This window comes from Sphingomonas sp. PP-F2F-A104-K0414 (assembly GCF_004340945.1).
Lineage (GTDB): Bacteria > Pseudomonadota > Alphaproteobacteria > Sphingomonadales > Sphingomonadaceae > Sphingomonas.
In genome coordinates, this window is the sequence record NZ_SLYD01000002.1 from 180040 (window position 1) to 193438 (window position 13399).

At 66.0% G+C, this 13399-nt stretch carries 18 protein-coding genes; 16 read left to right on the forward strand and 2 right to left on the reverse strand.

The window, feature by feature from the left end:
* Positions 1-47: 47 nt before the first annotated feature.
* From C8J46_RS05040 to C8J46_RS05090, 11 genes are all read left to right on the forward strand, one after another.
* Positions 48-1445, forward strand: a complete 1398-nt coding sequence (locus C8J46_RS05040; protein WP_132735797.1) for a Mur ligase family protein — start codon at positions 48-50, stop codon at positions 1443-1445.
* A gap of 24 nt (positions 1446-1469) precedes the next feature.
* Positions 1470-1724 carry a DUF6356 family protein gene (locus C8J46_RS05045; protein ID WP_132735800.1) on the forward strand — a complete coding sequence of 85 codons (255 nt, stop codon included), beginning with the start codon at positions 1470-1472 and terminating at the stop codon, positions 1722-1724.
* Between the two features lie 230 nt (positions 1725-1954).
* Positions 1955-2359: a hypothetical protein gene (locus C8J46_RS05050; protein WP_132735803.1), complete on the forward strand. Its 405-nt coding sequence runs from the start codon at positions 1955-1957 to the stop codon at positions 2357-2359.
* The gene (locus C8J46_RS05055; RefSeq protein ID WP_132735806.1) at positions 2356-2565 is read left to right on the forward strand and encodes a helix-turn-helix transcriptional regulator; all 210 of its coding nucleotides are present in this window, start codon (positions 2356-2358) and stop codon (positions 2563-2565) included. The genes C8J46_RS05050 and C8J46_RS05055 overlap by 4 nt, the downstream gene beginning before the upstream one ends.
* Positions 2562-3503 (forward strand): alpha/beta hydrolase, encoded by a 942-nt coding sequence (locus C8J46_RS05060; protein WP_132735809.1) that lies wholly within the window; start codon positions 2562-2564, stop codon positions 3501-3503. Before C8J46_RS05055 ends, C8J46_RS05060 begins: the two co-directional genes overlap by 4 nt.
* 21 nt (positions 3504-3524) lie before the next feature.
* Positions 3525-4289: an alpha/beta hydrolase gene (locus C8J46_RS05065; RefSeq protein WP_132735811.1), complete on the forward strand. Its 765-nt coding sequence runs from the start codon at positions 3525-3527 to the stop codon at positions 4287-4289.
* Positions 4286-5107, forward strand: coding sequence for a hypothetical protein (locus C8J46_RS05070; RefSeq protein ID WP_132735814.1), 822 nt, complete (start codon positions 4286-4288; stop codon positions 5105-5107). Before C8J46_RS05065 ends, C8J46_RS05070 begins: the two co-directional genes overlap by 4 nt.
* Before the next feature lie 195 nt (positions 5108-5302).
* A complete protein-coding gene (locus tag C8J46_RS05075; protein WP_132735817.1) occupies positions 5303-5719 on the forward strand; it encodes a VOC family protein in 417 nt (138 codons plus the stop codon).
* 7 nt (positions 5720-5726) lie between these two features.
* On the forward strand, positions 5727-6452 hold the full coding sequence (gene gloB, locus C8J46_RS05080; protein WP_132735820.1) for a hydroxyacylglutathione hydrolase: 726 nt from the start codon (positions 5727-5729) through the stop codon (positions 6450-6452).
* 40 nt (positions 6453-6492) lie between these two features.
* Complete coding sequence (locus C8J46_RS05085) at positions 6493-6909, forward strand: hypothetical protein (protein WP_243643225.1); 417 nt, start codon at positions 6493-6495, stop codon at positions 6907-6909.
* On the forward strand, positions 6909-7268 hold the full coding sequence (locus tag C8J46_RS05090; RefSeq protein ID WP_132735823.1) for a hypothetical protein: 360 nt from the start codon (positions 6909-6911) through the stop codon (positions 7266-7268). Before C8J46_RS05085 ends, C8J46_RS05090 begins: the two co-directional genes overlap by 1 nt.
* A 237-nt stretch (positions 7269-7505) precedes the next feature.
* Here the strand turns inward: C8J46_RS05090 and C8J46_RS05095 are convergent, their stop codons facing one another.
* On the reverse strand, positions 7506-8288 hold the full coding sequence (locus C8J46_RS05095; protein ID WP_132735826.1) for a crotonase/enoyl-CoA hydratase family protein: 783 nt from the start codon (positions 8286-8288) through the stop codon (positions 7506-7508).
* A gap of 95 nt (positions 8289-8383) precedes the next feature.
* Between C8J46_RS05095 and C8J46_RS05100 the strand changes: the two genes are divergently transcribed.
* Both C8J46_RS05100 and C8J46_RS05105 read left to right on the forward strand, forming a co-directional pair.
* Positions 8384-8839, forward strand: coding sequence for a PaaI family thioesterase (locus tag C8J46_RS05100; protein WP_132735829.1), 456 nt, complete (start codon positions 8384-8386; stop codon positions 8837-8839).
* Positions 8836-9231, forward strand: a complete 396-nt coding sequence (locus C8J46_RS05105) for a PaaI family thioesterase (RefSeq protein ID WP_056065922.1) — start codon at positions 8836-8838, stop codon at positions 9229-9231. The genes C8J46_RS05100 and C8J46_RS05105 overlap by 4 nt, the downstream gene beginning before the upstream one ends.
* A 170-nt stretch (positions 9232-9401) precedes the next feature.
* Here C8J46_RS05105 and C8J46_RS05110 read toward each other — a convergent pair whose 3' ends face one another.
* Positions 9402-10493 carry a PQQ-dependent sugar dehydrogenase gene (locus C8J46_RS05110; RefSeq protein WP_243643259.1) on the reverse strand — a complete coding sequence of 364 codons (1092 nt, stop codon included), beginning with the start codon at positions 10491-10493 and terminating at the stop codon, positions 9402-9404.
* Between the two features lie 223 nt (positions 10494-10716).
* Here C8J46_RS05110 and rimP point away from each other — a divergent pair, with 223 nt between their 5' ends.
* From rimP to C8J46_RS05125, 3 genes are read left to right on the forward strand one after another with little or no spacing between them, the layout of a single operon-like run.
* Complete coding sequence (gene rimP, locus C8J46_RS05115) at positions 10717-11313, forward strand: ribosome maturation protein RimP (RefSeq protein ID WP_056065919.1); 597 nt, start codon at positions 10717-10719, stop codon at positions 11311-11313.
* Positions 11313-13088: a transcription termination factor NusA gene (gene nusA, locus C8J46_RS05120; RefSeq protein WP_132735835.1), complete on the forward strand. Its 1776-nt coding sequence runs from the start codon at positions 11313-11315 to the stop codon at positions 13086-13088. The genes rimP and nusA overlap by 1 nt, the downstream gene beginning before the upstream one ends.
* Positions 13088-13324 (forward strand): 4-oxalocrotonate tautomerase family protein, encoded by a 237-nt coding sequence (locus tag C8J46_RS05125; RefSeq protein ID WP_132735838.1) that lies wholly within the window; start codon positions 13088-13090, stop codon positions 13322-13324. Before nusA ends, C8J46_RS05125 begins: the two co-directional genes overlap by 1 nt.
* Positions 13325-13399: the final 75 nt, after the last annotated feature.

Below are 13399 nucleotides of genomic sequence, written 5' to 3' on the forward strand. Positions count from 1 at the left end.
GTGTTCCCGACCTTGCCCCGTTACCAAACCGCCCATATCGCGACGTCATGGATATCAGCAAACCCTGTTTCTTCGTCGGCATCGGTGGCTCGGGCATGATGCCGCTCGCGATGATCCTCGCGGGGCGCGGCGCGACCGTCGCCGGTTCGGACCGCAGCCTCGACCAGGGCCGCGTGCCCGCCAAGTTCGACGACCTCGCGGCGAAGGGCGTCGCGCTGTTCCCGCAGGACGGCAGCGGGATCGTCTCGGCAGACCAGCTCGTCATTGCCTCCGCGGCGATCGAGGCGAGCGTGCCTGACATGATCGCGGCGGATGCGCTTGGCTGCACACGCTCGACCCGTGCGGCGATGCTGGCGTCGCTGTTCAACGACAGCCGGTTGCCGATCGGGGTCGCCGGGACGAGCGGGAAGTCGACTGTCACGGGCATGATCGGCTGGATCCTGCACGCCGTAGGACGCGATCCGACCGTAATGAACGGCGCGGTGATGAAGAACTTTGCCACGCCGGACGCGCCGTTCGCCAGCGCGTTGGTCGGAGAGGGCGAGGCGTTCGTCAGCGAGGTCGACGAGAGCGATGGCTCGATTGCAGGCTATGCGCCGAAGATCGCGGTGCTCAACAATGTCAGCCTCGACCACAAGTCGCTGGAGGAACTGCGCGTGCTGTTCGGGGACTTCATCGCGAAGGCCGAGACGGCGGTGGTGAACGCCAACGATCCCGACGCCGCCGCGCTCGCCGCACGGCTGCCGCGCGGTCAGGTCACGACGTTCGCGATCGACGCGTCGGCCGATCTGCGGGCCGAGAACCTCAAGCCCCAACCGTTCGCGATCCGCTTCGATCTCGTCTCGCGCGGGGTGCGGACGCCGGTGAAGCTCGCGGTGCCGGGACGGCATAACGTGTCGAACGCGCTCGCCGCGATCGGCGCGGCGATGGCGGCGGATGTGTCGCTCGCCGATGCGGTGAAGGCGATCGCAGGGTTCACGGGCCTGCGCAGGCGCTTCGATCTGGTCGGCGAGGCGGGCGGGGTCTCGGTGATCGACGATTTCGGGCACAACCCGGACAAGATCGCCGCGACGCTCGACACGCTCCACGCGTTTCCCGGTCGGCTGCTGCTATTCTTCCAGCCGCATGGCTATGGCCCGCTGAAGGTGATGGGCCGCGAACTCGTCGCCACATTCGTCGAGCGGATGGCGGAGGACGACGTGCTCGTGCTTCCCGACCCCGCCTATTATGGTGGCACGGTCGCGCGGGAAGTCACTAGCGCCGACATCGTCGCGCAGATCGTCGAGGGCAGTCGTGACGCGCGGCACGTCGCCGACCGCGCGGAGGCGGCCGCCGCGCTGGTGGCCGAGGCGCGGCCGGGCGACCGGATCGTCGTGATGGGCGCACGCGACGACACGCTGAGCGTGCTGGCGGCGGGCATAGTCGACGCCTTGGCTGCCGCCTGATATAGAGCAAGCAGGAGACTGCCGATGTTCCGCCGCCTGTTCCTCGACCACCCCGCCACCGTCGGCGAGAGCTATGCCGAGCATTTCGGCGTCGCCGGACGCTTCGGGCTAACGATGATCAAGGGCGGGCTCGGCGCGCTGGTCCATGCGGTCGTGCCGGCGCTGTGCAAGACGCGCGGCAGCGACACGGTCGCCGACCTGCACCGCCAGATGGTCGAGAAGCGCGGCGCGGTCGCGGCGGATCAGACGCAGATGAAGACGGTCGAATTCATCATCTGACACGCGGCGCGAGGTCGCCCCAATGATCCACCCCCGCAAGGGGGAGGTGGCTGGCGTTTGACAGACGGATGGGGAGGCCAGCGCCAACCTCGATTCCGTGTCCTCCCCCTCCGTCATCTTCGATGCCACCTCCCCCTGGCGGGGGAGGATCGAGATGGCCTGTAAAGCGTCATTGACTCCTGAAACTACCAGTGACAAGCCTCCTTTACTGATTCGAAAGGACGCTTTCCATGCTCACGAATCCCGCCATCCGCCGTTACAACCGCCGCGTCATGCTGCTCAGTCTCGTCTACGCAGCCTTGTTGTTCGCGACGATCTATCTGTTCGTACATGGCTCGGTGCACGGACCGATCGCCTATGTCGCGGCGCTGCTGCCGGCCCTGCCGCTGATCGGCATCTTCCTCGTGCTCGGCCGCTATATCGTCGAGGAGACCGACGAATATCTGCGTATGCTGATGATCCGCCAGTCGCTGGTCGCGAGCGGGTTCATGCTGAGCGTCATGACCGCATGGGGATTTCTCGAAGGCTTCGGGCTGGTGCCGCACATCCCCGCTTATTACGCGGCGGTGCTGTGGTTCGCCGGGCTGTGGATCGGCTGGGGCTATAATATCGTGACGATGCGCCGCGAAGCATGAAGAACCGCTTGAAAGTTTTGCGTGCCGAGCGCGACTGGAGCCAGGGCGACTTGGCCGAGCGCCTCGAAGTCTCGCGGCAGAGCGTCAATGCGATCGAGACGGGGCGCTATGACCCGTCGCTGCCGCTCGCATTCAAGATCGCCGAACTGTTCGACCTCGCCATCGAGGATATCTTCACCAGCCCGTCGAAGGAGCCTGTGACATGATTTCGCATCTCAAAGCTCGGCTTGCCGCCACCGCCGTCACGCTGATGATCGTTTTGCATCCAGGCGCGAGCCATGCGCAGGCTGCCCCCGGCAAAGCGCAGGCGTCAGTCGAAACGACGATGCCGCACATCTCGGTTCAGACGGTCGGCTCGGTTCAGACGGTCGGCAAGGGCACGCCGGTGATCCTCATTCCCGGCCTCTCCTCGCCGCGCGCGGTGTGGGACGGCGTCGTGCCAACGCTCGCCAAGACGCATCGAGTGTATGTCGTGCAGGTCAACGGCTTCGGCGGCGACGATCCGCGCGCGAACCTGTCGCCCGGTATTCTCGACGGGATCGTCGCCGATCTCCACACCCTGATCACCCAGTCGAAGCTCGACAAGCCCGCCATCGTCGGCCACTCGATGGGCGGCCTGGTCGCGCTGATGCTCGCCAAGACTCACCCGGACGCGGTCGGTAAGCTGATGATCGTCGATTCGCTCCCGTATATCGGCGAAATCTTTGCGCCCGGTGCCACCGTGGCGGCGCTCGAACCGCAGGCCAAGGCGATGCGCGCGGGCATGGCCGCCGCGTACGGCAAGCCGGCAAACGTGGCGGCGAACGAAGCGCTTGCCGCGCGCATGGCGCTGAAGCCCGCGTCGCGGACGACCGTTGCCGAGTGGGCGGCCAAGGCGGATGCGCGCGTCTCGGCGCAGGCGATGTACGAGGATCTGACCACCGACCTTCGCCCGGAAATGGCGTCGATCGCGGCGCCGATCACGCTGGTCTATCCGTGGAACGCGGTGGGGCCGACAAAGCCGGTTGCCGACGCACTCTATCGGAAGGCCTATGCCAGCGCGCCGCACGTCACCTTCGTCGATATCGGCGATGCGGCGCATTTCGTGATGCTCGATCAGCCTGTCGCGTTCCAGGCTGCATTGGACGACTTTCTCCGTCCGTGACGCGCGGCTAAGGATGGCGGCATGACCGATATCGCCCCCGCCGCCGCCACCCCCGCCGAGACGCCTCCCGCCAAGGAGCGCCCTCGCCTCGCCTATCACCACAGCCCCGGTACCGGGCCGACGATCGTGTTCCTGTCGGGCTATGCGTCGGACATGATGGGGACCAAGGCGGTGACGCTGGAGGCCTGGGCGAAGTCCGAGGGCCGCGCCTTCCTGCGGTTCGACTATGGCGGCTGCGGGCACAGCGAGGGCGCGTTCGAGGACCAGACCCTGGTCGACTGGCGCGACGACGTGCTGGCGATGATCGATGCTCTTGTGGAGGAGTCCGCGATCCTCGTCGGATCGTCGATGGGCGGTTGGCTGATGCTGCTCGCGGCGAAGATGCGCCCTGACCTGGTCAAGGGACTGGTCGGCGTTGCGCCCGCGCCCGACTTCACCGACTGGGGCTTCACCACCGACGAGAAGATGGCGTTGCTGAGCAACGGGCGGATCGAGCGGAAGAACCCCTATGGCCCGGCGCCGACTGTCTACACCCGCGCCTTCTGGTCGTCGGGCGAGGCGAACCGGCTGATGTTCGGCGAGATCGCGTTCGATGGTCCGGTCCGACTGGTCCAGGGCCAGCGCGATCCGGACGTGCCGTGGCAGCGGACCGCGCGGCTGGCCGAGCTGTTGCGTTCAGCCGATGTGCAGACATGGCTGGTCAAGGACGGCGACCACCGCCTGTCGCGCGATAGCGACATTACTCTCATCATCCGGGCGGTCGAGGATGTGATCGCCGCGCTATGATCCTTACCCTGCTTCTCGCCGTCGCCCCGATCCAGGGGCCTTCCGCCAAGGCAAGTGTGTCGCAGGCCGGTCCGGCAGACGTCCAGGAGGGTCGCTTCCGTCGGTGCGTCGCGCTGGCGGGCACCGATCCGGCCGCGGCACACGCGGAAGCGGGGCGCTGGCGAATTTCGGGGGGCCGATATTTCGCGCGGGAATGTGCGGGGATCGCGTTTGCGGCCGAGAAGAACTGGCCGTCGGCGGCCGGCGAGTTCGAGGACGCGGCGCGCGAGGCGCAGATCGCCAAGGACGCACGGTCGGGAAATTATTGGGCGCAGGCCGGGAATGCGTGGCTTGCCGCCGCGCAGCCAGCCAAGGCGCGCACAGCGCTGGATTCGGCGCTGACGGCGGGAACGTTGACCGGATTGCCGCTGGGTGAGGCGCAGCTCGATCATGCGCGCGCGCTGGTGGCGACCGGCGATCTGGAATCGGCGCGGACCGATATCGATCTGGCGCTGACCAATGCAGCGGACGATCCGCTGGCGTGGCTGTTGTCCGCGACCTTGGCGCGGCGCGAGGGGAACCCAGTGCGGGCGAAGAAGGACATCGGCGAGGCGCTGAAGCGGTCGGCGGACGATGCTTCGGTGCAGCTGGAGGCGGGGAACATCGCGGCGATGGCCGGCGACGAGACCGCGGCGCGGGAGGCCTGGGGACAGGCGGCGCGGCTGGCGCCGGATACGCCGGTGGGCCGGAGCGCGGTCACGGCGTTGCGGCAGTTCGACGCGCCAGGCAGCGCTCCTCGGCCCAGCGCTCCGAACAGCGGCGCTCCGATCGGCCGCTAGCGCCACCACCCCGGCGGAGGCCGGGGCCCAGTTGGAAAGGTGGTTGTAACGAAGCGCCGTCCTCAATTAGCAACGTCCCCCACCTAGGCCCCGGCCTTCGCCGGGGTGGTGGCTTTATGCCCTCCATCACTTGCGGCCCTTTCCCCCCACGGCCCCCATCCCTATCTGCTGCTCCGAACAACCCTCGGAGCAAGCATGAAATACCTCCACACGATGATCCGCGTGAGCGACCCGGCGAAGACGATCGCGTTCTTCGAACTGCTCGGGCTGAAGGAGGTCCGGCGCATGGAGAACGAGAAAGGTCGGTTCACGCTGATCTTCCTGTCGGTGCCGGGCGACGAGGGCGCCGAGGTCGAGCTGACGCACAATTGGGATCCGGAAGACTATGGCGAGGGGCGTAATTTCGGCCATCTCGCCTACCGCGTCGACAATATCTACGACACGTGTCAGCGGCTCCACGATGCTGGCGTGACGATCAATCGTCCGCCGCGCGATGGCCACATGGCGTTCGTTCGGACCCCCGACAACATCTCGATCGAGCTGTTGCAGGCGGACGGCGCGCTCGATCCCGCCGAGCCTTGGGCGTCGATGCCGAACACCGGCAAGTGGTGACACGCTGATGCTCGATATCGTCCGTGTGCCGGTGCTTTCCGACAATTACGCCTGGTTGATCCACGACACCGTCTCGGGCGAGACGGTAGTGGTCGATCCGGGCGAGGCGGGGCCGGTGATCGCCGCCGCCAAGAAGCGCGATTGGCGGATCGACCGGGTGTGGACGACGCACTGGCATCCCGATCATACCGGCGGCAATGCCGAGATGAAGGCGTATGGCGCGACGATCTTCGGCCCGGCGGCGGAGGCGGACAAGATACCGACGCTCGACGAGCAGGTTGGCGAAGGCGATGTCGTCCGGCTGGGCGCGCATGAGGCGACCGTGATGACGGTGCCCGGGCATACGCAGGGGCATATCGCGTTCCACTTTGCCGACGACGCGGCGATCTTCACCGGGGATACGCTGTTCGCAATGGGGTGTGGGCGGCTGTTCGAGGGGACGCCGGCCGACATGTTCGCGAACATGCAGCGCTACGCGGTGCTGCCGGACGAGACCGAGGTGTTCTGCGGGCATGAATATACGCAGAGCAACGGGCGGTATGCGCTGGTTGCCGAGCCGGACAATGCCGACATCGTCGCGCGTATGGTCGAGGTGGATGCGGCGCGCGCCGAGGGTGAGCCCACGGTACCGACGACGATCGGGCTCGAGCGCGCGACCAATCCGTTCTTGCGGGCGACATCTGTCGAGCAGCTTGCCGCGTATCGTGCGGCGAAGGATGATTTTCGCGGGTAAAAGGCGTATGAGGGCGGCGGGGATTTTGAGGAGCGTTGCGATGCGGATGCGGACCCTGCCACTGTTGATGCTGCCGGCTTTACTGCTTGGCGCGTGTACGCAGACCCAGGCGGATGTCGAGCGCGCGCAGGTGCGCGAGGCGGGTGTGCAGGAGAAGCTGGCGAAGGAACTCGCCGGGCTGGTGCCGGGCAAACCCGAGACGTGCATCAACCAGTTTCCGCAAAAGCAGAGTTCGGGCTACGGCGCGACGATCCTGTACCGGGTCAACCGCGGGCTGGTGTATCGCAGCGATACCGTCGGCGGGTGCGAGGGGATTGCGCGGGGTGATATTCTGGTGACGCGGACGCCGAGCGGGCAGCTATGCCGCGGCGATATCGCGCAGACGTTCGACCAGACGTCGCGCTTTCCGACCGGGAGCTGCAGCTTCGGCGACTTCGTGCCGTATCGGAAGCCATGATGCGCGCGCTGCTTCTCGCGGCCTTGGCGCTGCCTCTTCTTCTTGCCGGCCGATCGGACCCGCTGGAGGGGCGGATCGCGGGTGCGCCGGTGCGGTGCATCGATCTTCAGCAGCTTAACGGGCCGGAGATCGTCGATTCGCAGACGATCCTGTACCGTCAATCGGGGAAGCGGGTCTGGAAGACCGGGCCGGTTGGGGAATGCCCTTCGCTGCGGCCGTTCGATACGCTGATTGTGGACGTTTATGGCGGGCAGTTGTGTCGGAACGATCGGTTTCGGACGGTGTCGGCGGGCATGTCGATTCCGTCGGGCTATTGCCGGTTTCGGGAATTCACGCCGTATGACAAGGTGGCGAAGTAGGGGCGGGATAGCAAAGTTCATCGCCCCGATACCCCCGCACCGCACCTAACCGCACCTAACTGCACCACCCCGGCGAAGGCCGGGGCCCAGTTGGAAAGGTCGTTGTAACGAAGCACCGTCTTACACCATCATCGTCCCCCAACTGGGCCCCGGCCTTCGCCGGGGTGGTTGGAAGATAGGGTGAGTAGCGCGCACTCTCCTCTTCATCCTGCTCCCCTTACATCCGAGCGGAAGGGTTCAGTCGGCAAACACCGCTGCCCGCTTTTCCATGATGGCGCGGACCTGTTCAATCTGGTTGGGCGTGCGGATGACCTTTAGCTGTTCTTCGGTTTCGGCGTGGAGGATCGCGGTCGCGTCGGCGTCGGCGGCGAGGTTGTAGAGGCGCTTCGAGCCCTGGATCGCGTGGGGGTTCCTCGCTGCAATCTCGCGGGCGAGCATCATCGCTTCGCCGAGCGGGTCTTCGGACAGGCGCGTGACGAAGCCATGCCGCAACGCTTCCGCACCGTCGAACTCGCGTGCGGTGTAGGTCAGTTCGCGCAGCACGTCGTCGCGGGCCAGCGTGCGCCAGAGGGCGATTCCGGCCATGTCCGGCACCAGACCCCAATAGGTCTCGCGGATTGCGAAGCGAGCGCCCGGATGCGCGATGCGGATGTCGGCGCCGGACATGATCTGGAACCCGCCGCCGAACGCGACGCCGTGGACTGCAGCGATCACCGGCATCGGTAGCGTGCGCCAGCCCCACGCGACCTGCTGGGGAAGGTTCGCACCCTCCTCGGTGCGGTCGCCCAACGCCAGCCCCGAGCCGCCGCTCGCCATCGAGGCCATGTCGAGTCCGGCGCAGAACGCCTTGCCTTCGCCCGAGAGGACGACGCAGCGGACTTCGGCCATGCCCTTGAGGCGATCGATCGCGGCGGCGATGCCTTCGAACATCGCGGGGTCGATCGCGTTCATCTTGTCGGAGCGGTTGAGGCGGACGTCGGCGATGCCGTCGGCGACGCTTATTGTGACCCGGTCATTCATTCTGGCGATCCTCTCGATCTTTGCGGGAACGCTAACCGGCCCCGCGCGCGCCCGCAATGTTGCGCGCGTTCACACGGCGTGTAGAGGCTCCGCGCATGGCTGGTTTTGATCCACAATGGTTTGCGACGCGCGGGTTCGGCGGGCACGGCGCCGCGCTGGGGATGCGCTATCATGCGCATGGCGACGACTGGGCGGAACTGGCGCTGCCCTATGACGAACGGCTGATCGGCGATCCGGCGAGCGGCGTGATCGCGTCGGGGCCGATCATCACGATGATGGACATGGCGACGAGCCTCGCGATCTGGATCAAGCGCAATGCGTTCGTGCCGCATGCGACGCTCGACCTGCGGGTCGATTATCTGCGGCCGGCGACGCCGGGGAAGACGGTGATCGGGCGCGGCGAATGCTACCGGATCACGCGATCGATCGCGTTCGTGCGGGGCCAAGCGCATGACGGCGATCCGAGCGATCCGCTGGCGCATGTCGCGGGGACGTTCATGGTGGTGGGCGATGTTGCCGGCATGGGTCTCAACAGAAGGATCGAGGCATGACGATCGGCTTGCCGCCTTATGCGGAGATCCTTCGCGTTTCGGTCGAAGCTGAGGATGGGGCGCCACCGGTATTGCTGATGCCGTTTGCGGATGATGTGCTGGGACGGCCAGGGTTTTTGCATGGGGGGGCGATCTCGGGGTTGCTAGAGATGGCGGCGATTGCGGCTTTGCAGCATGCGTTGGAGGCTGAGGGTGGTGCCGACGCGCGGATCAAGCCGGTGAACGTTACGGTCGATTTCATGCGGGGTGGTCGGGATAAGCCTACGCGGGCGGCTGGGGTTGTGACGCGGTTGGGGAACCGGGTGGCTAATGTCGAGGCGACGGCTTGGCAGGACGAGCGGGAGAAGCCGATTGCCGCCGCGCGGATGAATTATCTGATTGTGCGCGACTAGCCGCTTCTGCTCCCCTTCCGCTTGCGGGAGGGGACCGAGGGGTGGGCTCGCGGTTTCGGCGTTGGCTGACGGTGCGATGATGGCGCGGCATACTGAACCGTCAGCAATCGAAGTGAGCGCGTGCCCACCCCTAGCCCCTCCCGCTTGCGGGAGGGGGATGGCGTTGTGGCTTACTTCACAGTCAGTTTGATCAGGCGGCCTTGCGATTCGCCGCCGTCTTCCAGCAGCCAGATCGCGCCGTCGGGGCCTTGTTCTACTTCGCGGATTCTTGCCCCCATGTCCCATTGGTCGCCTTTTGCCGCGTTGGTGCCGTTCAGGTCGACGCGGACCAGCGACTTCGAGGACAGGCCGCCGATGAACGCGTCGCCCTTCCACTGCGGGAACATCGCGCCCGAATAGATCATCAGGCCGCCGGGCGAGATCACCGGGTTCCAGAACACCTTGGGCGGCTCATATCCGTCGCCGGGCTTGTGATCGGGAATATCGGTGCCGTCGTAGTTGCTGCCGTTCGATGCGTTCGGCCAGCCGTAGTTGAGGCCGGGCTTGATGAGGTTAACCTCGTCGCCGCCCTTGGGCCCCATCTCCTGCTCCCAGAGATTGCCCTGCGCGTCGAACGCGATGCCGAGCAGGTTGCGGTGGCCGTAGCTCCAGATTTCGGGTACGAAGCCCTTGGCCGCGAGCGGATTGCCGGGGGCGGGCTTGCCGTCGATGGTCAGGCGGACGACCTTGCCGAGCGTGACCTTGGGGTCCTGCGCCGGGGTGAATTTCTGGCGTTCGCCGTTAGTGAAAAACAGATATTTGCCGTCGGGGGAGAAGGCGATGCGGCCGGAGTAATGGCCGTTGCCCTCCACGAATGGTCGGGCGCTGAACAGCGTTTCGATTTCGCCGAGGCGCTCGCCGCCCCCGCCGTTCGGACGCAGGCGACCGCGGGCGAGGACGACGCCCTTGCCGCCCTCTCCTGCTGCCGAATAGCTGAAATAGACCCGCTGGCTGGCCGCGAAGTCGGGGGCGAGGACGACGTCCATCAGCCCGCCCTGCCCTGCCGAATCGACCGTTATCGTGGCGACCGTCTGGCGTTGCTTTCCGTCGGCGGAGACGAGCAGCATCTGGCCCTTCTTCTCAGTCACCAGCATGCGCTTGTCTGGGAGGACCGTCATCGCCCAGGGCGAGTCGAAGTCGGCGATCACCGTCTCTTTGAACGGCTTGGCCCCGGTGGCGGTCTGCGCGGAGCAGGCGGTCGAGGCGAGCAGCGTGGTGGCCATGAGACCGGTGGCGAACAGCGAACGACGAATCATGATTTTCTCCCGGAAATCACCGTACCAACGAAGCGCCCTCGACGAAGGTTGCTCCGACAGCATGCGCGTCTTGCGGAGCAGCGCCACCCCGCGTATAGAGGCATCACTTCTCTACATCGCCAGATGAAGAGGCTGCGGGGCTTGCTCCGCGGCGGCAATCACCTGTGCTTTGGCCCTGTTTGGAATTTCGATGGCGAATATCGCCCTGCTGACCGACCTGATCGAACCCGAGGCGACGGCGCTCGGCCTCAGCCTCGTGCGCGTGCGCATGCAGGGCGGCAAGTCCGATCCGACCTTGCAGGTGATGGCCGAGCGCCCCGACACCCGCCAGCTGGTGATCGAGGATTGCGCCGAGCTGTCGCGCCGGATCTCGGACAAGTTCGATGCGCTCGAAGCCGAGGGCAAGGACCCGGTCGGCGAGGACGCGTATCGTCTCGAAGTATCGAGCCCCGGTATCGATCGTCCGCTGACCCGGCTCCAGGATTTCGCAGACTGGGAAGGCCAGGAGGCACGCATCCGCCTCGTCGAGCCGTTCGAGGATCGCAAGCAGATCTCGGGTAACCTGATGGGCGTCGAGGGGACCAAGATCACCGTCGACGTCAACAAGCACAAGCTCATGACGATCGACTTTTCGCAGGTCGCCGACGCCAAGCTCGTCATGACCGACCGTCTCATCGCCGCGACCGCGCCGCTTTCGACCGAAGGCGCGGACGAGGTTTTCTATCAAGATACGCCCACCGATGAGCCCGATGCTCACGAGGCCGACACCGAAGAAGGACAGCATTGATGGCCACGGCAGTCACCGCAAACCGCGCGGAACTGATCGCGATCGCGAATTCGGTCGCGTCGGAGAAGATGATCGACAAGGCGATCGTGATCGAGGCGATGGAGGACGCGATCCAGCGCGCCGCCCGCTCGCGCTACGGCGCCGAGAACGACATCCGCGCCAAGCTCGATCCGAACACCGGCGATCTGCGCTTGTGGCGCGTCGTCGAAGTGGTCGAGGCGGTCGACGATTATTTCAAGCAGGTCGACGTCAAGGGCGCGCAGAAGCTCCAGAAGGACGCCGCACTCGGCGACTTCATCGTCGATCCGCTGCCCCCGATCGAGTTCGGCCGTATCGCTGCGCAGGCCGCCAAGCAGGTTATCTTCCAGAAGGTGCGCGACGCCGAGCGCGAGCGCCAGTTCGAAGAGTATAAGGACCGCGCGGGCGAGATCATCACCGGCGTCGTCAAGCGCGTCGAGTTCGGCCATGTCGTCGTCGACCTGGGTCGCGCCGAGGGCGTGATCCGCCGCGACGCGCAGATCCCGCGCGAAGTGGTGCGCGTCAACGACCGTATCCGTTCGCTGATCCTCAACGTCCGCCGCGAGAACCGTGGGCCGCAGATCTTCCTCAGCCGCGCGCATCCCGACTTCATGAAGAAGCTGTTCGCGCAGGAAGTGCCCGAGATCTACGACGGCATCATCGAGATCAAGGCCGCGGCCCGCGATCCCGGTTCGCGCGCGAAGATCGGCGTCATCTCGCATGATTCGAGCATCGATCCGGTCGGCGCATGCGTCGGCATGAAGGGCTCGCGCGTCCAGGCCGTCGTCCAGGAAATGCAGGGCGAGAAGATCGACATCATCCCCTGGTCACCCGACATCGCGACCTTCGTCGTCAACGCGTTGCAGCCGGCCTCGGTCAGCCGCGTCGTGATCGACGAGGAAGAAGAGCGTATCGAAGTGGTCGTTCCCGACGACCAGCTCAGCCTCGCGATCGGCCGTCGTGGCCAGAACGTGCGGCTTGCATCGCAGCTGACCGGCAAGGCGATCGACATTCTCACCGAGGCCGATGCGTCGGAGAAGCGCCAGAAGGACTTCGTCGAGCGCTCGGCGATGTTCGAGAAGGAGCTCGACGTCGACGAGACGCTCGCACAGCTGCTGGTGGCCGAAGGGTTCACCAACCTCGAAGAGGTCGCCTATGTCGAGGTCGAGGAAATCGCCGGCATCGAGGGCTTCGACGAGGACCTCGCGGGCGAGTTGCAGAACCGCGCGACCGAGGCTTTGGAGCGTCGCGACGCCGCGAGCCGCGAAGAGCGTACCGCGCTCGGCGTCGAGGACGCGCTGGCCGGCATGCCGTATCTGAACGAGGCGATGCTGGTCACGCTTGGCAAGGCGGGCATCAAGACGCTCGACGATCTCGCCGATCTCGCGACCGACGAACTGGTCGAGAAGAAGCGCGTCGAGCCGCGTCGTCGCAACGAGGACGCGCCGAAGCGGCCCGAGCCGAAGGGCGGAATTCTCGCGGAGTACGGCCTGAGCGACGAGCAGGGCAACGAGATCATCATGGCCGCTCGCGCGCACTGGTTCGAGGACGAGGCTCCCGAGGCTTCGGCTGACGAAGTCGAGGCGGACGAAACTCCGGTGGAAGAGGCTTCGGCTGATGACGCCGTGGTCGAGGATGCTGCGACTGAAGAGACGACGGCCGACGAAGCCGTTGCTGAGGACGTTTCGGCGGACGACGCTTCGGTTGAAGACGCGGCGGACAAGACCGACACGAAGAGCGAGGGCGACAAGGCCTGATGCCCTTCGTCAGCATCCGCATCTCGGGGTCCGCCACCAAGGACCAGAAGTCCGGCATCGTCGCCGACGTCACCCAGTCGCTCGTGCAGCGGCTGGGAAAGAACCCGGCTGCGGTGCAGATCGTGATCGAAGAGGTCTCGACCGAGAATTACGGCGCGGGCGGGCAGTTACTGGTCGACCGCGACGCAGCGAAGACTCCGGCGCAGGAGGACGCACATGCGGAACCCTCCCGATGAGGCGCTAGGCGCTACCGAAACCCTGCCTCCCTCCCCTCCCGCAAGCGGGAGGGGACCGAGGGGTGGGCGCCCGGC